General features: G+C 72.9%; 19 protein-coding genes. 14 read left to right on the top strand and 5 right to left on the bottom strand.

Annotated elements, in window-relative coordinates:
• Positions 1-10 precede the first annotated feature (10 nt).
• A complete protein-coding gene (locus ACYF6T_RS25020) occupies positions 11-1,570 on the bottom strand; it encodes a purple acid phosphatase family protein (RefSeq protein WP_461699111.1) in 1,560 nt (519 codons plus the stop codon).
• A gap of 142 nt (positions 1,571-1,712) precedes the next feature.
• Here ACYF6T_RS25020 and ACYF6T_RS25015 point away from each other — a divergent pair, with 142 nt between their 5' ends.
• The 10 genes from ACYF6T_RS25015 (at position 1,713) to cimA (ending at position 13,242) form a co-directional block, all read left to right on the top strand.
• A complete protein-coding gene (locus tag ACYF6T_RS25015; RefSeq protein ID WP_461699109.1) occupies positions 1,713-2,756 on the top strand; it encodes a 3-isopropylmalate dehydrogenase in 1,044 nt (347 codons plus the stop codon).
• 255 nt (positions 2,757-3,011) lie between these two features.
• Entirely contained in the window at positions 3,012-4,100 is a 1,089-nt protein-coding gene (locus tag ACYF6T_RS25010) for a branched-chain amino acid aminotransferase (RefSeq protein ID WP_461699108.1), read from the top strand.
• 109 nt (positions 4,101-4,209) lie between these two features.
• Positions 4,210-5,277: a hypothetical protein gene (locus ACYF6T_RS25005; RefSeq protein WP_461699107.1), complete on the top strand. Its 1,068-nt coding sequence runs from the start codon at positions 4,210-4,212 to the stop codon at positions 5,275-5,277.
• A gap of 16 nt (positions 5,278-5,293) precedes the next feature.
• Positions 5,294-6,613 carry a KamA family radical SAM protein gene (locus tag ACYF6T_RS25000; protein ID WP_461699106.1) on the top strand — a complete coding sequence of 440 codons (1,320 nt, stop codon included), beginning with the start codon at positions 5,294-5,296 and terminating at the stop codon, positions 6,611-6,613.
• 112 nt (positions 6,614-6,725) lie between these two features.
• A complete protein-coding gene (ureA, locus tag ACYF6T_RS24995; RefSeq protein ID WP_461699105.1) occupies positions 6,726-7,421 on the top strand; it encodes an urease subunit gamma in 696 nt (231 codons plus the stop codon).
• A complete protein-coding gene (locus ACYF6T_RS24990) occupies positions 7,418-9,130 on the top strand; it encodes an urease subunit alpha (RefSeq protein ID WP_461699104.1) in 1,713 nt (570 codons plus the stop codon). The genes ureA and ACYF6T_RS24990 overlap by 4 nt, the downstream gene beginning before the upstream one ends.
• A gap of 9 nt (positions 9,131-9,139) precedes the next feature.
• Positions 9,140-10,147, top strand: a complete 1,008-nt coding sequence (locus tag ACYF6T_RS24985) for an agmatine deiminase family protein (protein WP_461699103.1) — start codon at positions 9,140-9,142, stop codon at positions 10,145-10,147.
• 11 nt (positions 10,148-10,158) lie between these two features.
• Entirely contained in the window at positions 10,159-10,761 is a 603-nt protein-coding gene (locus tag ACYF6T_RS24980) for a TetR/AcrR family transcriptional regulator (RefSeq protein ID WP_461699102.1), read from the top strand.
• Between the two features lie 414 nt (positions 10,762-11,175).
• On the top strand, positions 11,176-11,328 hold the full coding sequence (locus tag ACYF6T_RS24975; protein ID WP_461699101.1) for a hypothetical protein: 153 nt from the start codon (positions 11,176-11,178) through the stop codon (positions 11,326-11,328).
• Positions 11,329-11,637: 309 nt separating this feature from the next.
• A complete protein-coding gene (gene cimA / locus ACYF6T_RS24970; RefSeq protein WP_461699100.1) occupies positions 11,638-13,242 on the top strand; it encodes a citramalate synthase in 1,605 nt (534 codons plus the stop codon).
• 1 nt (position 13,243) lies between these two features.
• On the opposite strand, the gene ACYF6T_RS24965 is transcribed toward cimA, so the two are convergent.
• Positions 13,244-15,970 (bottom strand): hypothetical protein, encoded by a 2,727-nt coding sequence (locus ACYF6T_RS24965; RefSeq protein ID WP_461699098.1) that lies wholly within the window; start codon positions 15,968-15,970, stop codon positions 13,244-13,246.
• A 146-nt stretch (positions 15,971-16,116) separates the two neighbouring features.
• Between ACYF6T_RS24965 and ACYF6T_RS24960 the strand changes: the two genes are divergently transcribed.
• Both ACYF6T_RS24960 and ACYF6T_RS24955 read left to right on the top strand, forming a co-directional pair.
• Positions 16,117-19,143 carry a glycoside hydrolase family 3 protein gene (locus ACYF6T_RS24960; RefSeq protein ID WP_461699097.1) on the top strand — a complete coding sequence of 1,009 codons (3,027 nt, stop codon included), beginning with the start codon at positions 16,117-16,119 and terminating at the stop codon, positions 19,141-19,143.
• 37 nt (positions 19,144-19,180) lie between these two features.
• Positions 19,181-20,560, top strand: coding sequence for a hypothetical protein (locus ACYF6T_RS24955; RefSeq protein WP_461699095.1), 1,380 nt, complete (start codon positions 19,181-19,183; stop codon positions 20,558-20,560).
• A gap of 63 nt (positions 20,561-20,623) precedes the next feature.
• On the opposite strand, the gene ACYF6T_RS24950 is transcribed toward ACYF6T_RS24955, so the two are convergent.
• Positions 20,624-21,088 carry a MarR family winged helix-turn-helix transcriptional regulator gene (locus tag ACYF6T_RS24950; RefSeq protein WP_461699094.1) on the bottom strand — a complete coding sequence of 155 codons (465 nt, stop codon included), beginning with the start codon at positions 21,086-21,088 and terminating at the stop codon, positions 20,624-20,626.
• Positions 21,089-21,273: 185 nt separating this feature from the next.
• Between ACYF6T_RS24950 and ACYF6T_RS24945 the strand changes: the two genes are divergently transcribed.
• On the top strand, positions 21,274-22,248 hold the full coding sequence (locus tag ACYF6T_RS24945; RefSeq protein WP_461699093.1) for an FUSC family protein: 975 nt from the start codon (positions 21,274-21,276) through the stop codon (positions 22,246-22,248).
• Positions 22,249-22,303: 55 nt separating this feature from the next.
• Positions 22,304-22,861, top strand: a complete 558-nt coding sequence (locus ACYF6T_RS24940) for a hypothetical protein (protein ID WP_461699092.1) — start codon at positions 22,304-22,306, stop codon at positions 22,859-22,861.
• A 6-nt stretch (positions 22,862-22,867) separates the two neighbouring features.
• Here the strand turns inward: ACYF6T_RS24940 and ACYF6T_RS24935 are convergent, their stop codons facing one another.
• Positions 22,868-23,524 carry a response regulator gene (locus tag ACYF6T_RS24935; protein ID WP_461699091.1) on the bottom strand — a complete coding sequence of 219 codons (657 nt, stop codon included), beginning with the start codon at positions 23,522-23,524 and terminating at the stop codon, positions 22,868-22,870.
• On the bottom strand, positions 23,521-24,702 hold the full coding sequence (locus tag ACYF6T_RS24930) for a sensor histidine kinase (protein WP_461699115.1): 1,182 nt from the start codon (positions 24,700-24,702) through the stop codon (positions 23,521-23,523). The genes ACYF6T_RS24935 and ACYF6T_RS24930 overlap by 4 nt, the downstream gene beginning before the upstream one ends.
• Positions 24,703-24,804 lie beyond the last annotated feature (102 nt).

The following is a 24,804-nucleotide window of genomic DNA, read 5'->3' as shown; positions in this document are numbered from 1 at the left end:
GGCGCGGGGGTCACACCCCGCGCCGCACCTCGAAGTGATCGATCCGCTCGCCCGCGTCCGTCAGTGCCGAGACCTTCAGGACCGGCCTGGTGCCGGCGACCGCCTCCACCGACAGCAGCGAGAAGCCGCGGTACCGCACCCGGGACCACTCCACGGTCTCCGCCTGCGAGGTCCGCGACCTGGTCCAGTGGAAGCTGTCGATCCGGTCGTGCGGCGTGGTGTGCCCCTCGTAGCTCTCGCGCACGCCCGACGGGAAGCCGTACAGGTCCCGTCCGCCGCCGCCCGCCGTGACGTACACGATCCCGTCCCGCGTGGGATCGGTCGACCCGCCGACCGGCACCGCCCTGCCCACCCGGCCGTCCCTGACCGCGTCCGTGCGCTCGTACACGTGGTTGTGGCCGTTGATCACCAGATCCACCTGGTGCTTGGCGAACAGCGGCAGCCACTGGGCCCGCACCCCGCCGTCGGAGGCGTGCGCGGAGGTCGAGTAGGCGCAGTGGTGGAAGAAGACGACGACGAAGTCCACCGACGCGGACGACCTCAGGTCGGCCAGCTCGCGGTCCAGCCACTCGGTCTGCTTCCCGTGCGTGTAGCCGAAGTTGGCCGGGATCTCGTACGAGACGTCGTTGGCGTCCAGGGCCACGAAGCCGACGTTGCCGTAGGTGAAGGCGTACACCCCGGGCGCCGTGCGGGCGTCGAAGCCGGTGGCCGGGAGCGAGAAGCGGGCCAGCTGGCCGCCGTAGCCGTCGGGGGAGTACCAGGCCTCCATGTCGTGGTTGCCGGTCGTCACCATCCAGGGGATGGTCCTCGCGACCGGCTCGTTCTGCTTGAGGAACAGGTCCCAGGCGGACGGGTCGTAGCCGTCCGACGTCTTGCCCTGGCCGTTGCCGTCGGCGTAGCAGATGTCGCCGGCGTGGAGGTGGAAGGCGGGGTTCCGGCGGAGCATGACGTGGTCGTTGGCCGCTGCCGCCTGGCTGACGCCCTGGTCGCCGAAGGCCGTGAAGACGAACCGCTCGGGCGTGGCGGGCGCCGTGCGGAAGGTGGAGATCGTCGCGCGGTGGGCGGCCGAGGCCGGGTCGAAGCCCTCGTGGCCGACGCCGTAGTAGTACGTCGTGCCGGGGCGCAGGCCGTCGACGGCCGCGTGGAGGTAGTACTGGTCCAGGGCCAGGCGTACGCCGCTGACGCCCGGGGTGTGCAGCGCGCGGACCTCGGCCTCGACCTTGCGGCCCAGGTCGTCCGGGGCCAGGCCGAGCCGCAGGAACGGCTTGCGCACCGCGAGCGGCACCTGCCACGACACCCGCATCTGCGTCTTCGGGTCACCGCCGAAAGCGAGGTGGCGGCCGAAGGGGGAGACGGCGGACCCGTGCACGCGGGACGCCGACGGCGAGGGCGCCGCCGCCCCCGTGGAGCCCGGCCCGCCGCAGCCGGCCAGCAGACCGCCCGCCGCCACCGCGCCCGCCGTCACCAGCGTGCGGCGCGCCACGAGCTTCGTGCGCACGTACTCGTACTGCTCGGCCATGCTCATCCGGCGCGCGAGCCCGGGCGGGATGCCGACGTCGGGAAGGTCCATGGCTGAGAAGTTCCCTGCGCGGGCCAACGCCCGCAAGGCATACGGGTGAACGCGGGTCGACTTGTTGACGTCACCCCTCGGTGGCATGTCCGTATCGCGGACAGGCTGTGTCATCCCATGGGACGAGGAGTAGGGTGCCCGCATGTCTCGCAGCATCAATCTCGCAGTGATCCCCGGTGACGGCATCGGCCAGGAGGTCGTGGCCGAAGGCCTGAAGGTCCTCTCCGCCGTCCTTCCGCAGGATGTGAAGCTGGAGACCCAGGAGTACGACTTCGGCGCCAAGCGCTACCACGCCACCGGTGAGACCCTCACCGACGCCGACCTCGACGCGCTCAGGCAGCACGACGCGATCCTGCTGGGCGCCATCGGCGACCCGAGCGTCCCCTCCGGCGTCCTGGAGCGCGGCTTCCTGCTCAAGCTCCGCTTCGCCTTCGACCACCACGTCAACCTGCGGCCCAGCAAGCTGCTCCCGGGCGTGGCCACCCCGCTCGCCGGTGAGCCGCAGATCGACTTCGTCGTGGTCCGCGAGGGCACCGAGGGCCCGTACACCGGCAACGGCGGCACCATCCGCAAGGGCACCGAGCACGAGGTCGCCACCGAGGTCTCCGTCAACACCGCCTTCGGTGTGGAGCGCGTGGTGCGCGACGCGTTCGCCCGCGCCCAGGCCCGCCCGCGCAAGAAGCTCGCGCTGATCCACAAGAACAACGTGCTGACCTTCGCGGGTCACCTGTGGACGAACATCTTCAACAAGGTGGCCGCGGAGTTCCCCGAGGTCACCACCGAGTACATGCACGTGGACGCGGCGACCATCTACCTGGTCACGCAGCCCGAGCGCTTCGACGTGATCGTCACCGACAACCTCTTCGGCGACATCATCACCGACCTCGCCGCGGCCGTCTCCGGCGGCATCGGCGTCGCCGCGAGCGGCAACATCAACCCCTCCGGCGAGTTCCCCTCGATGTTCGAGCCGGTCCACGGTTCCGCGCCCGACATCGCCGGCCAGGGCAAGGCCGACCCCACCGCCACGGTCCTGTCCGTCGCCCTGCTCCTGCGCCACCTCGGCTACGAGGCCGAGGCCGCCCGCATCGAGGAGGCCGTCTCCGCCGACCTCGGCGAGCGCGCCGGCAAGCCCGCCCGCAGCACGTCGGAGATCGGTGACGCGCTGGCCGTACGAGTAGCCGGCTGATCCGGCCGCGTACTCGAAACCTTTCGAAGCCGCCGGGTCACTCCGCACCCGGCGGCTTCCCCTGTGTCCCCGCCGGGTGCCACCATCATCCCCTGGGCCGCATTCACGCCGTTTTCTTCCCCGGCGACCCGCGCGCGATAATCGAACGCGGAGCCGCGGATTGAGGGAATGCTCGGACGTCCTAGCACTGGCCACTGGCAGTACAAGGCGTGAGCGCGGCCCGTCACTACCCAAACCGGTGAAGGACAACCACTCATGACGACGCCCACGATCGAGCTCAAGCCCTCCGCCAGCCCGCTCTCCGACGCCGAGCGCGCCGCGATCCTGGCGAACCCCGGGTTCGGCCGCCACTTCACCGACCACATGGTGACGATCAAGTGGACCGAGGGCCGCGGCTGGCACGACGGCCAGCTCGTCCCGTACGCCCCGCTCTCCCTCGACCCGGCCACCATGGTCCTGCACTACGCGCAGGAGATCTTCGAGGGCCTGAAGGCCTACCGCCAGCCCGACGGGTCCGTCGCCATGTTCCGCCCCGAGAAGAACGCCGAGCGCTTCCAGCGTTCCGCGCACCGCCTCGGCATGCCCGAGCTGCCCGTCGAGACGTTCATCGAGGCCTGCGACGCCCTGGTCCGCCAGGACCAGGCGTGGGTGCCCGCGCACGGCGGCGAGGAGTCCCTCTACCTGCGCCCCTTCATGATCGCCACCGAGGTGGGCCTCGGCGTCAAGCCCGCCAACGAGTACCTCTTCCTGGTCATCGCCTCCCCGGCCGGCGCCTACTTCCCCGGCGGCGTCAAGCCGGTCACCATCTGGCTCTCCGAGAACCGCGTCCGCGCCGTCCCCGGCGGCACCGGCGACGCCAAGACCGGCGGCAACTACGCCGCCTCCCTCCTCGCCCAGGCCGAGGCCGCCGCCAAGGGCTGCGACCAGGTCTGCTACCTCGACGCGGTCGAGCACAAGTGGATCGAGGAACTCGGCGGCATGAACCTGTACTTCGTGTACGGCGACAAGATCATCACGCCGTCCCTGACCGGCTCCATCCTGGAGGGCGTCACCCGTGACAGCCTCCTGACCGTCGCCCGCGACCTCGGCTACACCTCCGAGGAGGGCCGCGTCTCCATCGACCAGTGGCAGCGCGACGCGGAGAACGGCAGCCTCACCGAGGTCTTCGCCTGCGGTACGGCGGCCGTGATCACCCCCGTCGGCACGGTCAAGCGCGAGGGCGCCGAGTGGCAGCAGTCGGGCGGCGAGCCCGGCGAGGTCACCGTGCGGCTGCGCCAGGCCCTGCTCGACATCCAGCGCGGCACGGCCGAGGACCGCCACGGCTGGATGCACCGCCTGGGCTGAGCCGGCCGTACCACCGAGCCGGGCCGGTCCCGTACGCGTATCGCCTCCCCCGCGCGGGTATCCACTGATTCCGCGGCACACGGCGGGGGACACGGGGGAGGGAGCGCGGGTGAGGGGTGGGCCGATACCGCGACTGCGGTGGCTGCTGAGGGCGCTGCGCACACCGAGGCGCCCGCAGAGCCTCACCGTGGTGGCGTTGCTCGCCGCGGTCGCGGGGCTCCTGCTGTGGCGGGCCAGGGAGGTCGACGCCTACAGCGCCAACCTCGCCCTCAACCTGGGCACCGACCTGGTCGGCGTGGTCATCACCGTCTTCGTGATCGGCCCGCTCATCTCCCGCGCCCAGGAGGGCCGCGTCCGCGAGCACACGCGCCTGGACTACGAGTGGTTCAGCGCCCAGGTGCACGGCGCCACCTCCAACGTGAAGGTGCTGGACACCTTCTCCAACCTCTTCAGCCCGCAGTTCTCCGAGCGTCTCTTCCGCGGGGTCAAGGCGGCCACCGCGCACGGCGCCCGGGTGCAGATCCTGCTGCTCGACCCGGACTCCCTCGCCGTCATCCTGCGCGGCCGGGAACTGGGCGAGCGCAGCGCCGACATCCGCCGGGACATCCTGCGCAACCTGCGCACCCTGCACCGCTTCGCCGGCCGCCTCGACGCCGACGCCCGCCAGCTCCTCGAAGTACGGCTGTGCTCCACCTCCCCCGGGGTGACGCTGTACCGCTGGGACGAGCGGTGCCTGGTCTCCTTCCTGACCGTCGGCCGCCTCTCCGGCGAGGGCGTCCAGCTGGAGGTGGCCGTCCGCAGCCCGCTCGGCGCCTTCGTGGAGCAGCGGTTCGACGAGCTGTGGCAGCAGGGCAAGCCGATGGAACGGTTCACCCATCTGCCGGTCACGCTGGTCGACGCGGACGCCGCGCGCCGCCAGTTCACCTGCCGCTTCGTCTTCGTCGACGACTGTCTCTACGTCTCCGGCCCCGACCTCGTCACCTACCTGGCCCGCCACCGCCTCGACGAACTCACCGCCTACAGCGAGGCCCTGAGCAGGCCGGGGGCGCACGAGGTGGTCGTGGTGGACGACGAGAGCGAGCTGCACGGGCGGCTCATCCAGCACTTCGCGGAGAAGTACGATGCGTCGGCGACCGCCTTCGTCGAGTTGCGGCCGCCGGTCCTGGTCACGGAATAAGAGGGCCCTGGCACACATGAGTTCAGCGCACCACCCGGCTCCCCGGTCGAGCCCCCGCTACCGCGCCTTCACGCCCCGTGACCTGGACGGTCTGCTGCGCCGCGTGTCCCTGACGGCCGATCAGCGGCTCGCGCTGCGGGCCGTGTCGGCGGTCCTGCCGTTCCGCACGAACGCCTACGTCGTCGACGAGCTGATCGACTGGACGGCCGTACCGGACGACCCGGTCTTCCGGCTCACCTTCCCGCAGGCCGGCATGCTGCCCGCGCCCGACCTGCGCCGCATGGCCGACCTGCTGGCCGCGCAGGCGCCCCGGCGCGAGCTCCAGCGGGCGGCGCACGAGATCCGGATGAAGCTCAACCCGCACCCCTCGGGCCAGCTCGACGCCAACGTCCCCGTGCACGAGGGGCGGCGGCTGACGGGGCTCCAGCACAAGTACCCCGAGACGGTGCTGATCTTCCCGCGCCAGGGCCAGACCTGCCACGCCTACTGCACGTACTGCTTCCGCTGGCCGCAGTTCGTCGGCGAGGCCGAACTGCGCATCGCCACCGACGACATCGCGACCACGTCCGCCTATCTGCGCGCCCACCCCGAGGTCTCCAGCGCCCTGATCACGGGCGGCGACCCGCTGGTGATGAGCACCGCGGTGCTGCGGCGGTACGTGGAGCCGCTGCTGGAGACCGACACGATCCGCTCGATCCGTATCGGCACCAAGGCCCTGGCGTTCTGGCCCTACCGCTTCACCACCGACCGCGACGCCGACGACCTGCTGCGCCTGTTCGAGCAGGTCGTGGCGAGCGGCCGGCACCTGGCGCTGATGGCCCACTTCACGCATCCGCAGGAGCTGCGCCCGGCCGTCGTCCGGCAGGCGATGCGGCGGGTGCGGGACACCGGCGCGGTGATCCGCTGCCAGGGCCCGCTGGTGGCCGGCATCAACGACAGCGCGGCGGCGTGGGCCGAGCTGTGGGAGGAGACGACCACGCTGGGCGCGGTGCCGTACTACCAGTTCGTGGAGCGCGACACCGGACCGCAGGGCTACTTCGGGGTGCCGCTGGCCCGCGGCCACGAGATCTTCCGCGACGCCTACGCCCGTGTCTCGGGCCTCGCCCGCACGGTCCGGGGGCCGGTGATGTCGGCGATGCCGGGCAAGGTGTGCGTGGACGGCGTCGCCGAGGTGGCCGGCGAGAAGGTCTTCGTCCTGCACCTCATCCAGGCCCGCGACCCCGCGCTCGTCGACCGCCCCTTCTTCGCCGCGTACGACGAGGGAGCGACTTGGTTCACGGACCTGAAACCGGCCTTCGGTGCGAGCAGGTTCCTGCCGGGGCTGGACGTGGGCTGACCTGCGCCTCGGCGTTTAGAGCAGCACTCAATGTGATGGGCCTCATCGGGGTCTCCATGGTTCCTTTCCCGGCGCCTGCCGTTAGAGTGTCGCTCTAAAAGGAGGCGACGACATGCGGCTGACCCCTACCGAACGCGACCGGCTGCTGCTCTTCGGGGCGGCCGAGCTGGCCCGGGCCCGGCGGGCGCGCGGCCTTCGGCTCAACGTGCCGGAGGCCACCGCGCTGATCGCGGACACCGTGTGCGAGGCGGCGCGGGACGGCGCACGGCTCGCCGAGGCGATCGAGCGGGCGCGGGCGGTCCTCGGGCCGGAGGACGTGCTGCCCGGGGTCGCGGACGTCGTCACCGAGGTGCACGTCGAGGCCGTCTTCGACGACGGCTCGCGGCTCGCGGTCGTCACGGACCCGATCGGCGGCGGGCTGGGCGCCGGGGCCCCCGGCGCGCTGCTGCCGGGGCCGGAGCACGCCGAGCCCGAGGCGGTCGTACGGCTGAGCGTCACCAACACCGCGACCGTGCCCGTCTCCGTCACCTCCCACTTCCACTTCTTCGAGGCCAACCCGCGTCTTCACTTCGCCCGTGCCGACGCCTACGGCATGCGGCTCGCCGTGCCCGCCGGCTCGTCGGTGCGGTTCGGGCCCGGGGAGACGCTGGAGGTCGGCCTGGTGCCGATCGGCGGGGAGCGGGTCGCGATCGGGTTCGCGGGGCTGGTCGACGGGCCGCTGGACGCGCCCGGCGCCCGCGCGGAGGCGCTGCGGCGGGCCGCCGCCTGCGGCTACCTGGGAGCCGGTGCAGAGGAGAGCGTGCGATGAGCCGTCCCGGAGGGCACCCGGCCGAGGCCCGCCGCCTCACCCCGTACGAGTACGCGGCCACGCACGGCCCCCGCGCCGGTGACCGCATCCGGCTCGGCGACTCGGGGCTGGTGGTGCGCGTGGAGTCCGACTCCCAGCGCTACGGCGACGAGTTCCTCGCCGGTTTCGGCAAGACCGCCCGCGACGGACTGCACCTGAAGGCGGCGGCCGTCCGGGAGACCTGTGACGTCGTCGTCAGCAACGTGGTCCTGATCGACGCCGTGCAGGGCATCCGGAAGGTGTCCATCGGTATCCGGGAGGGGCGGATCCACGCGATCGGGCGGGCCGGGAACCCCGACACGCTCGACGGCGTCGACGTCGTGGTCGGCACCGGCACCTCCATCGTGTCCGGTGAGGGGCTCATCGCCACCGCCGGGGCCGTGGACACCCACGTCCACCTGCTGTCGCCGCGGATCATGGAGGCGTCGCTCGCCTCCGGCGTCACCACGGTCATCGGGCAGGAGTTCGGGCCGGTGTGGGGCGTCGGCGTCAACTCGCCCTGGGCGCTGCGGCACGCCTTCAACGCCTTCGACGCCTGGCCGGTCAACGTCGGCTTCCTGGGCCGGGGTTCGTCGTCCGGTCCGGCGCCGCTGGTGGAGGCGCTGGCCGAGGGCGGGGCGAGCGGCTTCAAGGTGCACGAGGACATGGGCGCCCACGCCCGGGCCCTGGACACGGCACTTCGGGTCGCCGAGGAGCACGACGTCCAAGTCGCCCTGCACAGCGATGGGTTGAACGAGTGCCTGTCGGTGGAGGACACGCTCGCAGTGCTCGAAGGGCGCACCGTCCACGCCTTCCACATCGAGGGCTGCGGCGGCGGACACGTCCCGAACGTGCTGAAGATGGCCGGCGTCCCGAACGTCATCGGCTCCTCCACCAACCCCACCCTGCCCTTCGGCCGGGACGCGGTCGCCGAGCACTACGGCATGATCGTCTCCGTCCACGACCTGAAGACCGACCTGCCCGGCGACGCCGCCATGGCCCGCGACCGCATCCGGGCCGGCACCATGGGCGCCGAGGACGTGCTGCACGACCTGGGCGCGATCGGCATCACCTCCTCCGACGCGCAGGGCATGGGCCGGGCGGGGGAGACGGTCCGCCGCACCTTCGCGATGGCCGGCAAGATGAAGGCCGAGCTCGGCGCCCCGGACTGCGGCCACGACAACGAGCGCGTCCTGCGCTACCTGGCCAAGCTCACCATCAACCCGGCCATCGCCCACGGCCTCTCCCATGAGATCGGCTCGATCGAGGTCGGCAAGCTCGCCGACATCGTGCTGTGGCGGCCGGAGTACTTCGGCGCCAAACCGCAGCTCGTCCTCAAGGCCGGCTTCCCGGCGTACGGTGTCACCGGCGACCCCAACGCGGCCACCGACACCTGCGAACCCCTCGTCCTGGGACCGCAGTTCGGCGCGTACGGCGCCACCCCCGCGGACCTCTCCGTCGCCTTCGTCGCGCGGGCGGCCCTCGACCAGGGCAACGACTCGATGCCGACGCGCAGGCGCAGGGTCGCCGTCCGCGGCACCCGCGGCATCGGCCCCGCCGACCTGCGCCTCAACTCCCGTACCGGCACGGTCGACGTGGACCGGCGCACCGGGCTCGTCACCCTCGACGGAGAGCCGATCCGCTCCGAGCCGGCCGACTCCGTCTCCCTCAACCGCCTGTACTTCCTCTAGGACTCGACGATGACCTACCGCATGCCCCCGGAGTGGGCCCCGCACGAGCGCACCTGGATGGCCTGGCCCGGGCCCAACCCGACCTTCGCCGACGACGAGGAGGTGGCGGCGGCCCGCGCCGCCTGGGCGTCCGTGGCCCGTGCCGTGCGCCGCTTCGAACCGGTGACGGTGGTGCACGGCCCCGGCCAGGGCGCGTCCGCGCGCGAACTGCTCGGCCCGGACGTGGAGTTGGTGGAACGGGAGCTGGACGACGCGTGGATGCGTGACATCGGCCCCACGTTCGTCACCGACGGCCGCCGACTGGCCGCCGTCGACTGGGTGTTCAACGGCTGGGGCGGCCAGGACTGGGCCCGCTGGGAGCACGACGCCGAGATCGCCCGCCAGGTGGCCGACCTCACCGGGGCGACCGTACTGGACAGCGAACTGGTCAACGAGGGCGGCGCGATCCACGTCGACGGCGAGGGCACGGTCCTGCTCACCGAGACGGTCCAGCCCGGCCGCAACCCCGGCTGGAGCCGGGAGCGGATCGAGACGGAGATCCACGCGATGCTCGGCACCACCAAGGCCCTGTGGCTGCCGCGCGGTCTGACCGCCGACTACGGCAGGTACGGCACCCAGGGGCACGTCGACATCGTCGCGGCCTTCGCCCGCCCGGGCGTCGTCGTGGCGCACTCCCAGCCCGACCCGGCCCATCCCGACCACGAGGTCACCCAGGAGGTGATCGGAATCCTCAGGGCGGCGACCGACGCGCGCGGGCGCCGGCTGGAGGTCGTCGAGGTCCCCGCCCCCACCGTGCTGGAGGCCGACGGCCACTGGGCCGACTACTCCTACATCAACCACTACCTCTGCAACGGCGGCGTCGTGCTGTGCGGCTTCGACGACCCGCGCGACGAGATCGCGGCCGGCGTCTTCCGCCGGCTCTTCCCCGAGCGCACGGTGACCCTCGTCGACGCCCGTACGATCTTCTCCGGGGGCGGTGGCATCCACTGCATCACCCAGCAGCAGCCGAGGATCTGAAGGAGCAGGGGATGGCCGGTGCGCGCAGGAACGCGCCGCCGCGCGAGGACGTCCTCGCCGCCGCCATGAGCATGATCGCCGAACGCGGTCTGGAGAAGCTCACCATGGCGGCCCTCGGCCGCGAGGTCGGCATGAGCAGCGGCCATCTCCTGTACTACTTCCACTCCAAGGACGAACTGCTGCTGCGCACCCTGGAGTGGAGCGAGGGCCGGCTCGGCGCCGAGCGCGGACGGCTGCTGGCGGGCACCGGCCCGGTGAGCGAGCGGCTCGACGCGTACGTCGACCTGTACGTCCCCGACGGCCACCGCGACCCGCACTGGACGCTGTGGCTGGAGGTGTGGAACCGCTCGCAGAACGCCGACGACGACGCCCGCGCCCGGCAGGCCGCCATCGAGGGCGCCTGGCACCGCGACCTGGTGGCACTGCTCGCGGAGGGGGTCTCACGGGGCGAGTTCCGCCGGGTCGACCCGGACCGGTTCGCCTCCCGGCTGCGCGCCCTGCTGGACGGCTTCTCCATCCATGTGGCGATCGGCCTGCGCGGCACGGACCGCGACCAGGTCCTCGCCCACGTGCGGGACTTCCTCACCGACTCGCTCCTCGCGCAGGACGCCTGAACTCCCGCGCGGCTCGTACGCGTTACGGGGGCCCTCGGCGCAGGGTCGGGGGACGTGCGTCCCATGCGGAAACGTCATGGGGGACCACCACGCCGCCTCAGCGCCCTCCGTCACCGCCATGGCGCCCCTGACAGCCACCTCGGCGGGCACCGCGGACCAGCCGCCGCACACCGAACACGCCGGCACCGCCTTCACCTCGGCCGCGACCGCCTACAGCGGGGACACCACCGGCACCCACCCGGTCAGCTACGCGGCCCAGCAACGGCCAGTCCCCCGACGGCCGCTCCCACGACCCGTCGGCCTGCACGAGCGGCCGCTTCATGGCCTTCGTCTCGCAGCCGGCCCACCTCACCGCCACCCCACGCGCCGGTCCGGGCCGCGGACCCGGTGGCCGGTGCCGGGGGGCTCGTCGGCGTGAGCACGCGGGGACGCACCGGTGACGGGGAGTTCCGCGGTCCGGTCATCCGGTCGGACGGCCTGGCGGTCTCCTTCTCCTCGTACGCCGACGACCCGGTGCCCGGCGACACCGACGGCACGGTCGACGTCGTCGTGCGCCACCTGCGCTGATCCCACCCACGGTTCGCATACTGAGACAACCGGTGAGCGCGGGGGCGGCTTGTGCCAGACTGCCCCCGTGCTCTCGTTCGCCATGATTATTGGCAGCAGGCGCGCCGGTCCGCAGTGACCGCCACGTACGACCAGGTACGGGCGGACACCGTCGTCCTCGACCCGCGCGCAGACCTCTCGCACCCGCGAGAGGTTTTTCGCTTTTCTGGCCCACCTGCAGCCGGGAGCGGAGCGCGAGGGATCATTGGAGGACGGTGGAGCCGGTCATTCCGGTAACGACCGAGATCCGACCACAGGAGCCTTGAGACCATGACCGCAACCAGCGAGCTCGACGATTCGTTCCACGTCTTCGACACCACCCTGCGCGACGGCGCGCAGCGCGAGGGCATCAACCTCACCGTCGCGGACAAGCTCGCCATCGCACGGCACCTGGACGACTTCGGCGTGGGCTTCATCGAGGGCGGCTGGCCCGGCGCCAACCCGCGGGACACCGAGTTCTTCGCCCGCGCCCGGCAGGAGATCGACTTCCGGCACGCCCAGCTGGTCGCCTTCGGCGCCACCCGCCGGGCGGGCGCGAAGGCGAGCGAGGACCCGCAGGTCAAGGCGCTCCTGGAGTCGGGTGCCGAGGTCATCACGCTGGTCGCGAAGTCCCACGACCGGCACGTGGAGCTCGCGCTGCGCACCACGCTGGACGAGAACCTGGAGATGGTCCGCGACACGGTCTCGTACCTGACCGCGCAGGGCCGCCGCGTCTTCGTCGACTGCGAGCACTTCTTCGACGGCTACCGCGCCAACCCCGAGTACGCGAAGGCGGTCGTACGGGCCGCCGCCGAGGCCGGCGCCTCCGTCGTGATCCTCTGCGACACCAACGGCGGCATGCTGCCGGCGCAGGTTAAGGCCGTGGTCTCGACGGTGCTGGCCGACACCGGCGCCCGGCTCGGCATCCACGCCCAGGACGACACCGGCTGCGCGGTCGCCAACACGCTGGCCGCCGTCGACGCCGGCGCGACCCACGTGCAGTGCACGGCCAACGGCTACGGCGAGCGGGTCGGCAACGCCAACCTGTTCCCGGTCGTCGCCGCCCTGGAGCTGAAGTACGGCAAGAAGGTCCTCCCCGAGGGCCGCCTGCGGGAGATGACGAGGATCTCCCACGCCATCGCCGAGGTCGTCAACCTCACCCCCTCCACCCACCAGCCCTACGTCGGCGTCTCCGCCTTCGCCCACAAGGCCGGCCTGCACGCTTCCGCGATCAAGGTCGACCCGGACCTGTACCAGCACATCGACCCCGAGCTGGTCGGCAACACCATGCGGATGCTCGTGTCCGACATGGCGGGCCGCGCCTCGGTCGAGCTGAAGGGCAAGGAGCTCGGCATCGACCTCGGCGGCGACCGGGAGCTGGTCGGCCGGGTGGTCGAGCGGGTCAAGGAGCGCGAGCTCAAGGGCTACACCTACGAGGCCGCCGACGCCTCCTTCGAACTCCTGCTGCGCGCCGAGGTGGAGGGCAGGCCCCTGCGCTACTTCGAGGTCGAGTCCTGGCGGGCCATCGTCGAGGACCGCCCCGACGGCACCCACGCCAACGAGGCCACGGTCAAGCTCTTCGCCAAGGGCGAGCGCATCGTCGCCACCGCGGAGGGCAACGGCCCGGTCAACGCCCTCGACCGTGCGCTGCGCGTGGCCCTGGAACGCATCTACCCCCAGCTCGCCAAGCTCGACCTCGTCGACTACAAGGTCCGCATCCTGGAGGGCGTGCACGGCACCGAGTCCACCACCCGCGTCCTGATCTCCACGTCCGACGGCTCGGGCGAGTGGTCGACGGTGGGCGTGGCCGAGAACGTCATCGCCGCGTCCTGGCAGGCCCTGGAGGACGCGTACACGTACGGGCTGCTGCGGGCGGGCGTGGAGCCGGCCGAGTAGGTCAGCCGACGGGACGGTGTCCCGCCGTACAGGCCGTGCCGCGGGGCGGCGGGATCGTCACCGCCGGCCGCGGCCCCTGCCCGGACACCGGCTCCAGCAGCCAGGCCCGCCGGATGCCGTCGATGACGGGGCGCGCGCTGTACGGCGACACGGCGAGCTCCTGGCGGGCCTCGGCGAGCAGGTCGGGGTTGCCGTCGGGAGAACGGCGCGCGGCCTCGGCCCGGCGCAGGGTGAAGCCGGGCGCGCCGAAGATGTCCAGCAGGGTGAGCGAGAGGTAGGCGTAGGCGGCGGCCTCGTCGATCAGCCCGCGGGACTCCTCGGGCAGACCGTCCACCTCGTACGCCACGAAGTGCGTGAGCGCGCCCCGCAGTTGCTCCACCGGCTCCGGGCACGGACAGGCGACCCGCAGATGCGCGGCGAGACTGCGGAACGAGCCCAGCACGCCCTGGGTGCCCGGCGTCCAGTGCTGCTTGGCGAGCAGCGTACGGAAGCCGGCGAGCGTCTCCGACAGCTCCTCGATGATCAACGTCTGTGCCACGTCCGGGAGTTCGACCTGCTCCGTGACGAGCCGGATCTCCAGCAGCCGGCGGCCGTAGCGGATCAGGTCGCGGGGGATGCCGCCGGACAGGGCGTGGGCCAGCACGATGTAGGCGTCGCCGATGCCCGGCGCGCGTGCGCGGAGGATCTCCGCGGACTCCGCGAGCGTGCACCGGCGGACGTGGACCACGTCGTCGAGGGAGCTGTCGGTCACGTCCCGGTTCGGCAGCCCGCGCCGGACGAAGGCGGCGCCCACGTCCTCGGCGACGGAGATCAGGTAGTGCACGTGCGGCACCCCGAGGATCGCCTTGATCTCGGCCAGGAAGGCGAGGGCCTGCGTGTCGCTGCCGAGCCGGTCGACTTCGTCGATGGCGACGACGACCCGGTTGCCCTTCGTGTGCTCGTCCCGCCCGATCTCGGCGAGCAGTGCCCTGAACTCACCCACGAGGGCGGGGTAGTTGGGCGGCACGGTGGTCAGCGAGGTGCTGTGCGCGGACCCGAGGGCGAGGAACCGGGTGGCGCCGGTGGTGAGTCCCGCGCTGGAGCTCTGGACGGTCTGCAGGCGGTAGAGGTGGTTGCGGCAGGCGGTGACGAGCGGGGGTGGGGGGTGGGGGAGGGAGAAGGCGCCGCGCTCGTGGTTGAACAGGAGCACACCGAGCATGAGCAGGCCGAGGCTGACCGCGTGGTGGTTGTCGGCGACCGGCGTACGGGCGGACTCGTCGTAGAGGAGCAGCGCGACGAAGAGGAAGGGGAGCAGTTTGGTGGGCGGGCCGAACAGCCGGCCCTTGTCCCCGGCCCACTGGCCTATGCGCAGCGTCGGCCTGGTCGAGGCGTCGAGGTAGAAGTACCAGCACACGACCCAGGCGAGAGCCACGACGACCGGCCATGGGGAGGTCCACCCGAGGAGGAGCAGCGCGCCCAGGAGAAGTCCGCTGGTGACGAGCAGCGTCAGGGCCTTGCCGGCCTGCCTCAGCACATAGGCGGTCACCCGGTACTCGCGCACCGCCAACGACAGCACGGCGGCGAGGGCGAGACACAGCGCCACCGTCGGCCTCGCGCCGGCGAACAGGTCCTCCACGAAACCGGCGACCCGCTCCCAGCCGGGCACCAGAAGGCGCCTCACCCAGGCCCCCTGCACATCGTCGAGTGACCGCCTGGTCGCGCCGAACAGGCCGAGGGCCAGGAGCGCGACGGCGACGAGCACATGGGCGAGCCGCCCGCTCAGGCGCCGGAACGGACGGCCCAGGCGACGCAGGTAGGATAGCCGCACGAACTCCGGTGCGCTGTACCCGGCCCGGATGACGTATGCCCGGCACACACTCACGAACAGCGAGGTCAGGAAGTCGTACGGCGTGTAGGTGGCCGGAGCGTGCGCGAAGACCGCGAAGTCCCGCTCCCGCACGCTGTGTTCCATGAGCGTCGTCTTGCCCACCCCACGCGGCCCGCTCAGGGCGATCGCGCCGCCCGACAACTGGCTCATCTTCCGTTCCAGTTCGACCGCGGGGCCGATCCCGACGAAGTAGGACCTGTGGCGTGGGGAACTCAGGCCCTCGTGGGCGCTGGTGACCAGGAGCGTGCCGGCGTCCTCACCGAGGAAGTCCTCGACTGCCCGCGCCACCTCCCGGTCGAGCCCGTTGCCGCGCATCTCCCCGAGCCAGCGCGCCTTGGCCCACTCGTCCACGAGCCAGAGCACGAACGCCCACGGCGCGAGCGCCACGGCCTGCGCCGCACGCTTGCGCGGAGCGGGAAGGCCCCGCACGACCCGGCGCAGGAAGCGGCGGAGGGGGATGCCGACGAGGAGGAGCAGGGCGCCCCCGGCAGCCAGAGACCACCAGTCCCTGAAGACGGCGATCCAGGCCGCCGTGAGGCCGCCGAGCATGAGCCGCCATGTGACGTCGTCGTCCCCGAGAAGCTCCCGCGGCGACTCCCGTGCCGGCATCACCCACCGGTACGGCGCACCCACCCGGTGCACCCACCGGTAGCAGCGATGCCAGACCCTCGGCCCCTCGCCCTCCAGCACCCTCCCCACGTACGGTGCCGCACACATCGCCTCCGCGACGACCTCCCGCGTGACCGCAGGTCGTCGTTCCAGCAGTTCGCTCAGGCGGTGGTCGTCCAGGCAGTCGAGGACGGCCCGCCGGTAGACGGTCCGCTCACCCTCGTCCGTCCACGCGTACCCCCCGTCAGTCATACGCCTCCTTTACCCCGCCGCGGTCCCGGGCAAAGTCGGCCGCGGTGACTCGGGGGCTGCGCGGCGTCTTGACGACCTGGCGGGTCGCCCGTTAACTCACGGGGTGAAATAAGTCGTAAGACGGATAAGAGAGTTGAGGGAAGGTCATGCGAAGAACCGCCCTGCTCGCCTCCGCCGCCCTGCTGACCGGCCTGCTGCCGCTCGCCTCCGCGCACGCGGTCGCCGCCGACGACCCCCCGCCCGCCCCCGTCGACCGCTTCGAGGGCGAGGTCCCCTTCGCCGCCCAGCCCGCCGAGGGCATCTTCACCTGGGGCGGCGACAGCGACGACCCGCCCGCGCTGGAGCTGACCGCCACCCCCGACGCCCCCGAGGGCGCGAAGGTCCTCACCGGCACCTACGACATCAGCGGCTACGGCGGCTTCACCCACGACTACGCGGCCGACGGCCCCGCCCACGACTGGTCCGCCCACAAGGGCATCCGGTTCTGGTGGGACGGCCAGGGCAACGGCAAGAAGATCGCCTTCGAGATCAAGGACGGCGGCGCGAACGGCGAGGCGTCCGAGCTGTGGGCGACCTCCTTCACCGACGACTGGACGGGCTGGAAGCAGGTCGAGATCCCCTTCACCGACTTCGCCTACCGCACCGACTACCAGCCTGTCGGCGGCATCGACCACGTCCTCGGACTGACCGCGATGTGGGGGTACGCCGTCACCCTCCCCGTCGGCGTCAAGGGCCGGTTCGCCATGGACGACGTCGAGTTGTACGGCAAGGCCGACCAGTCCCTGCGGGCGAGCGTGACGACCGACGCCGCCGTCTACCCGGTCAAGGAGGGCGGCACGGCCACCGTCGAGGTCACCCTCGGCACCACCGGGTCGGCGCCCGTCGACGAACCCGTCACCGTCGCCTACGAGACCGCCACGACCGGCACCGCCGACCCCGGCAAGGACTACACCCCGGTCTCCGGCACCCTCACCTTCCCCGCGGGCACCGCCTCCGGCGCGACGCGCACCATCAAGGTCCCCACCCTGAAGGACCGCTCCGCCGAATCCGCCGAGACGATCCCGCTGAAGCTCACGGTCACCGGCGCCAAGCCGCCCGCCGAGCCCCCGCAGGTCGTCATCGACGCCCACGGACTGCCGTACCTCGACGCGAAGTTGCCGGTGCGGAAGCGCGTCGCCGACCTCCTGTCCCGGATGACCCTGGCGGAGAAGGCCGGCCAGATGACCCAGGCCGAGCGCGGGGCCGTCGGGGAGGGTGCCGACGTCACGGCGTACGACCTCGGCTCCCTGCTGTCCGGCGGCGGCTCGACCCCCACGCCCAACACCCCCGCCGCCTGGGCCAGGATGATCGACGGCTTCCAACTCCGCGCCCAGGCCACCCGCTTGCAGATCCCGCTCATCTACGGCGTCGACGCCGTCCACGGCCACAACAACCTGGCCGGCGCCACGATCATGCCCCACAACATCGGCCTCGGCGCGAGCCGTGACCCGCAACTCGCCGAGCGGGCGGGAGCGGTGACCGCCTCCGAGGTCCGCGCCACCGGCATCCCCTGGGACTTCGCCCCCTGCCTCTGCGTCTCCCGCGACGAGCGCTGGGGCCGCTCCTACGAGTCCTTCGGCGAGGATCCCGCCCTCGTCCAGTCCATGGAGACGATCATCCAGGGTCTCCAAGGACGCGCCGACGGACGGGACTTGGACCGCAACGACAAGGTCCTCGCCACCGCCAAGCACTTCGTCGGCGACGGCGGCACCGAGTACGGCTCCTCCACCACCGGCTCGTACACCATCGACCAGGGCGTCACCAAGGTCACCCGGCAGCAGCTGGAGGCCGTCCACCTGGCGCCGTACCGGACCGCCGTCGACCGGGGCGTCGGCTCGGTCATGCCCTCGTACTCCTCCCTGGACATCCTCGGCGACGGCCAGGGCCCGGTGAAGATGCACGCCCGCGCCGACATGATCAACGGCGTGCTCAAGGGCCGGATGGGCTTCGACGGGTTCGTCATCAGCGACTGGAACGCCATCGACCAGCTCCCCGGCGACTACCCGGCGCAGGTCCGCACGGCCGTGAACGCGGGCGTGGACATGATGATGGTGCCGTACGGCTACAAGGACTTCACCTCCGCCCTGACCGCCGAGGTGCAGGCGGGACGCGTCAGCGAGAAGCGGATCGACGACGCCGTGGCGCGCATCCTCACGCAGAAGTTCCGGCTCGGGCTCTTCGAGCACCCGTACGCCGACACCGCGGGCGCCTCCGCGATCGGCTCCGCCGCGCACCGGGCCGTGGCCCGGCAGGCCGCCGCCGAGTCGCAGGTGCTGCTGAAGAACAGCGGAGGCGTGCTGCCGCTGAGGAGGAACCAGAAGGTGTACGTCGCCGGGTCCAACGCCGACGACCTCGGCAACCAGACCGGCGGCTGGACCATCACCTGGCAGGGCGCGTCCGGCACCCACACCCAGGGCACGACCATCCTGGACGCCCTGCGCAAGGACGCGGGTGCCGGAGACGTCACCTACTCCAAGGACGCCTCCGCCCCGACGAGCGGTCACGACGTCGGCGTGGTCGTCGTCGGCGAGACCCCGTACGCCGAGGGCGTCGGCGACGTCGGCAACGGCCACAGCCTCCAGCTGTCCGCTGCCGACCAGGCCGCCGTCGACAAGGTCTGCGCGGCCATGAAGTGCGCGGTGCTGATCGTCTCCGGGCGCCCGCTGCTGATCGGCGACCGGCTCGGCGAGATCGACGCGCTGGTCGCCTCCTGGCTGCCGGGCACGGAGGGCGACGGCGTGGCCGACGTGCTCTACGGCAAGCGGCCCTTCACCGGCCGGCTCCCCGTCACCTGGCCGAAGTCCGAGGCGCAGCTGCCGATCAACGTCGGCGACGCGTCGTACGACCCGCAGTTCCCGTACGGCTGGGGGCTGACGACGAAGACCAGGGTGCCCTCGGGCGGCGCGGCCACGCTGAAGGCGCTCGCCGTCGCGGCGGCCGCGGCCGAACGCGCCGGAGCGGACCAGGCCGGCCGCGCGCTCGTCACCAAGGCCCGGCTGATCGTCCAGCAGAAGGTGGGCGAGCACCTGACGGAGGCGGTCGCGAAACCGTTCGCCGACGCCGACCATCTCTCGCTCACCGGGCGGTACGGGGCGGCGGTCGAGAAACTGACGGCGGCGTACCGGGCCGCCTGACGCGTCGGCTCTGGGAGGGTTCGGGTAGCGTCGAGGTATGAAGGCCGGCGCGCAGGCCCCCGTACGGACCCGAAGCCTCCCAGGGCTGCTCCTCGCCCTGGCGCTCGTGGCCCTGGCCGTGCTGTCGGCGGGCGCCCCGCCCGCCTCCGCCGCCACGAGCGTCTCGACGATCGCCCAGGCCCTGCGCGAGAGCCCGGTCTACGTCGACCCGGCGGCCTCCGCCCAGCTGTCCACCGGCGACGCGGACGCCCTGGCCAAGAAGATCAAGGACGCCGACAAACCGCTGTTCATCGTCGTCCTGCCCGCCGGCTACCCCACCGAGAACCTCTTCGCGAACCTGCGCACCGCCACCGGCGTCACCGGCCTCTACGGCATCCGCCTCGGCGACCGCTTCGACGCCCGCGCCGACGCCACGGTGATGTCCGCCACCGCCCGGCAGAACCTCGTCACCAGCGTCCAGGGCGAGGACGCCGGGACCCAGCTCGACGACTTCGCCGACCGGGCCCTGGCCAACATGGGCGGTTCGGCGCCCGCCTCCTGGGGCTCGTCGTCCGGCAGCGGCGGCGGGGTGTCCGCCGGCGCGCTGATCGGCGTGGGCGTGGTGCTGGTGGCCGGTGGGGCGGGGGCGTACACCCTCGTCCGCCGCAACCGGCGCCGCAGGGCCGAGGAACAGCGCGCCGCCCTGGAACGGCTCCGCGTGGTGGTCGACGAGGACATCACCGCCTTCGGCGAGGAACTGGACCGCCTCGACTTCCACCCGGCGGAGGCGGGCGCCGACGACGCGATGCGCGCCGACTACGAGCGCGCCCTGGACGCCTACGAACAGGCGAAGTCCGCCATGGCGGCCGCCGCGAAACCGGAGGACGTCCGGGCCGTCACCCAGGCCCTGGAGGACGGCCGCTTCTCGCTCGCCCAGCTCGCCGCCCGCCGCGAGGGCCGCCCGCTGCCCGAGCGCCGGCCGCCCTGCTTCTTCGACCCCCGCCACGGGCCGTCCGTCGCCGACGCCACCTGGACGCCCCCGGGCGGCGCCCCGCGCGCGGTCCCGGTCTGCGCGGCCGACGCCACCCGCCTCGCCGACGGCCGCGACCCCGTCGTCCGCGAGGTCGACACCGACTACGGCCGCCGGCCCTACTGGGACGCCGGTCCCGCCTACGGCCCCTGGGCCGGCGGCTACTTCGGTGGTGGCCTGCTCCCCGGCCTTCTCGTCGGCACCGTCCTGGGCGGCATGATGGCGGCCCCGTCCTACGCGGCCGACTACGGCTCCGGATACGGGGACTTCGGCGCGTACGGCGGCTACGACGGCGGTGACGTCTCCGGCGCGGACTTCGACCCCGGCGACTTCGGCGGCGGCTTCGGCGACGGCGGGGACTTCGGCGGGGACGGGGGCGGGGGAGGGGACTTCGGCGGAGGGTTCTGAGCCGGACCGGCCGGTTCCGTCCGGCTCTTGCCAGGGCCGGTCCACGAGCGGTGGCCGGTGGCCTCAGCCCTGGTCCGCGAGCCGCTCCATGAGCGCCGCCGCCAGCTCCAGCACCCCCCGCTCGGTGCGGTTCAACGACGTCAGCGCGCCCGCCAGCCAGGCGTCGCGCTCGGCCATGTCCCGCTCCAGCGCGGCCCGCCCCCGCGCGGTGAGCGTCAGCACGGACCGACGGCGGTCGGTCGGGCCCGGTTCGCGCACGATCAGGCCCTCCGTCTCCAGCTCGGCGAAGACCCGGGTGAGCGACTGGGGCCGCAGCCGCTCGGCCGCCGCGACCTCGCCGGGCGTGGCGGGGCCGTGCCGGTGCAGATGGCCGAGCACCAGCAGCTGGTTGGCGCTGAGGCTCCCCTCGCCGCGTTCCCGGCGCAGCCGACGGTTGAGACGCAGCACTCCGCGACGGAGACGGGCGGCTTCGGCGTCGAAAACGGCCGGGGCTGGGGTTGGGGCGTCGGCTTCTGGGCGGTGGCTCATGACAGAGATCGTACGCATTAGTACGCAGTGACTTACTATCTGTGGCGCCATAACCCCCGTAATATCTGGCGAGTGACCGCAAAACTAATACGCAACGCGTACCAAGCGGCTCTTGCGATCACCGCCGTCCTGCTCAGCTGGGGCACCGCCCTCGCGCTGGAGGGCGCCGCCGGACTTACACCGACGTGCTGGTCCTCGCGGTCTCCCTGACCCTCACCCTGTTCTCGACCCAGCGCACCGCCGACACCCGGCGCCGGCTCACCTCGCTGGTGCTGCTGCCCGCGACGGCCGGCGCCTCGATCTTCGTCGGCCGGCTGATCGCCTCCCACTACGCGCTCGGCGCCGCCGTCTACACAGCGTGGATGGCGCTGGCCATCTGGATCCGCCGGTTCGGGCCCGTCGCCACGAAGGCCGGCACGCTGATGACCCTCCCGCTGGTCGCCCTGCTCGTCGTCCCCGGCCCGGCGCTGCCCCGCGAGGCACAGGGCGAGCTGGTGACCTGGTTCTGGTCGGCGCTGATCGGGGCGCTGGTGTGCGGATACGTCTGGCTGGTGCAGGGGCTCGGCGACCGGTACGGCCCCTGGCCCGCGCAGCGGGTCCCCGAGCCGCCGCGCCGCCCCTCCCGTCTCCACCCGCGCCCCAGCACCCGGATGGCGGTGCAGATGGCGACCGGGATCGCCGCCGCCTTCGCCCTCGGCCGGCTGCTCTTCGACGGGCACTGGCCGTGGGTGGTCCTCACCGCGTACGTCGCCGCGAGCGGCAACCGCGGCCGGACCGACGTGCTGCGCAAGGGGGTCGAGCGGCTCGCCGGGGCGTGCGCGGGCACGCTGCTGGCGACCGGGGTGGCGGCGGCGGGCGTCACGGGCCACGCCTCGGTGGCGCTGATGTTCGCGATCCTCGCCGTCGCCCTGTGGCTGCGCCCCTTCGGCTACGCCTACTGGGCCGCCGGCATCACCTGTGCCCTCTCCCTCCTCCTCGGCTACTTCGGCCAGAACGCCCAGAGCCTGCTGCCGACCCGGCTGGAGGGGATCGCGGTGGGCGCGGTGCTGTCGGTGGCGGCGGCGTGGTGGCTCTGGCCGGTGCCGCGTCGGCGCGCGTCGCCCGCCCCACGCGGGGGCGCCGAGCCGAAGCGTGCCCGGAGTACGCCAACTGCCGGCTGAAAAGGGGTCGTCCGGCCGATTCCAGTCGGCTGGTCCCGGCCCCTGGGGTCCCGGCATGGTGACGTCACCCGAGGGGGACCGGGACGTCGTCGAGGTCCTCGGTACGGACCAGCCCCCGCTGCGGCAGCGCTGGCGGGCGCTGTCCCGTCGTGCCCGGCTGACGGTCGCCGCCTCGGCCTGCGCGGTCGTCCTCGCCGTGTCGGCCGGCTACCTCCTCGCGCCCCGGCCGTCCGCCCCGGCGCCCGCCCCGGTCGCCGGCACCGGCGTGCGGATCAGGCAGGTCGGCGTGCCGGCCCGCGGCAACCCGTACTTCGGCATCACGCTGCGGGCCGCCGCCACCTCGCTCGTCGCCGTCGCCGGCATCCGCGAGGGGTACCCGGACCTCATCCTGCGCATCCCCTCGCCCGGCAGACCCCTCGCGCCGGGCCGGGTGCGCACGCTGTCCGTCCGGGCCGCCGTCTGCGACTGCTGGCTGCCCCGCCCGCCCCTCGGCACGCCCCTGCTGTACCTCGCCCTGCGCTCTCCGCGCGGCGAACGGTACGTCGCCGTCGTGCCCACCCGCGCCCGGTTCGCCCGCCTCGACCGCGTCATCCGCCGGTCCTGCGGGGGATGAGCCCGCTCATCCCGTCCGCGGCACGACCAGCCCCGTCTCGTACGCCATCACCACCGCCTGCGTGCGGTCCCGCAGCCCCAGCTTGGACAGGATGCGGCTGACGTGGGTCTTCACCGTCTCCTCGCCCACGTGCAGCCGTTCGGCGAGCTCGGGGTTGGACAGACCCTCCGCGAGCAGGCGCAGCACGTCCGTCTCGCGTGGGGTGAGGGCGGCGAGGGTGCCCTGGGCGGGGGCCCTGGGGCGCAGCCGGGCGAACTCGGCGATCAGGCGGCGCGTGATCGCGGGCGCCAGCAGCGCCTCGCCCGCGGCGACCACCCGTACCGCCTCGAACAGCCGCTCCGCCGTCACGTCCTTGAGCAGGAATCCGCTCGCCCCGGCCGCCAGCGCGTCGTACACGTGCTCGTCCAGGTCGAAGGTGGTGAGCACGAGGACCCGGGGCGCGTGGGGACCCTGGAGCCGCGCGGTCGCCTGGATGCCGTCCATGACCGGCATGCGTACGTCCATGAGGACCACGTCGGGCACCTGCTCCCGGCACACCCGCACCGCCTCCGCGCCGTCGCGGGCGGTGCCGACGACGGTGAAGTCGGCCTGGGTGGCGAGGAGTCCGGCGTAACCGGCGCGGACCACCTCGTGGTCGTCGGCGACGACGATCCGGACGCTCATGCCAGGGCCGCCGCGTGCACGGGGAGGCGGGCCTCGACCAGGAAGCCGCCACCGGGGGCGGCGCCGGTGCGCAGGGTGCCGCCGACGGTGGCGACGCGCTCGCGCATGCCGAGCAGGCCGTGTCCGGCGGAGCCGGGCCGTTGCGGGCCGGGCCCGTTGTCCCGTACTCGTACAGCCAACTCCTCTTCGGTGTAACGGAGTTCGACGTCCACGGCGGCGCCGGGCGCGTGCCGGCGGGCGTTGGTGAGGGCCTCCTGGACGATCCGGTAGGCGGTGACCTCGATGCCCGGGTCGAGGGCGGCGACCGGTCCGCTGACGATGAGGCGGGTCCTGGACCCGGCCGCGTCCCGCGACTCGTCGAGCAGCTCCAGCAGCTGGCCGAGCCCCGGCTGCGGTCTGCGCTGCACTTCGGCCTCCGGGCCGCGCGCGTCCTCGCGTAGGACGCCCAGCAGCCGGCGCATCTCCGTCAGGGCGGTGCGGGCGGTGTCGCCGATGGCCAGGAAGCGGGCGGCGCCCTCGGGCGGCAGGCCGGCGGTGGTCAGCCGGGCGTTCTCCGCCTGGACGGCGATCATCGAGATGTGGTGGGCGACGACGTCGTGCAACTCCCGCGCGATCCTGGCCCGTTCACCCCGGGCCGCGTGCTCCAGCAGCGTGTCCGCGAACGCCCGCTCCGTCGCGCTGTGCGCCAGCGCGGTGCTGCGCACATGGCGTGCGACGCCGGTCGCCGCGGCGGCCGAGGCGAGGGTGGCCACCAGGACCGCGGCGACGCGGGTGTCCTGGTGCCGGCCGACGAGTGCGATGACGGCGTACGGCACGACCAGCACCCCGCCGACCCGGGCCCGCCCCGCCCGCGCGAGCACGTACACACACCCCAACTGCGCCATGATCCCGGCCCCGGTGAGCGCCCGCAGCGGAACGAGCGCGAGCACGCAGCAGGCGCTCAGGGCGAGGGCGGGGAGGACGGCGGTGACGTGGGGACGGAGGAGGACGGGGAGGGGACGGGCGGCTGCCGGTCGTGCCGTGCGTCGGTCGGCAGCGCTTCCCAGGCGCACCGCCCCCTCTCGCAGCACGAACGCGAGGGGGAGGGTCGTGGCGAGGGCCAGCAGCAGCGCGGCGGCGAGGCCGGACTGGGGGAACGAGCCACGTACCAGCACCTCGCCCACCCCGAGCACGGCCAGCGCACAGCCGACCCCCCCGACCCGCACCCGTTCGTCCACACCCCCGCACCACGCCCCCGCGACCCGCAACACCGCCCCCGCCCGCCACACCGAGCCCCCGAC

It is taken from the genome of Streptomyces sp. 7R007 (assembly GCF_054850255.1).
Note: the sequence above shows the minus strand (reverse complement) of the source record. Positions and strands in the feature narration are given on the sequence as shown.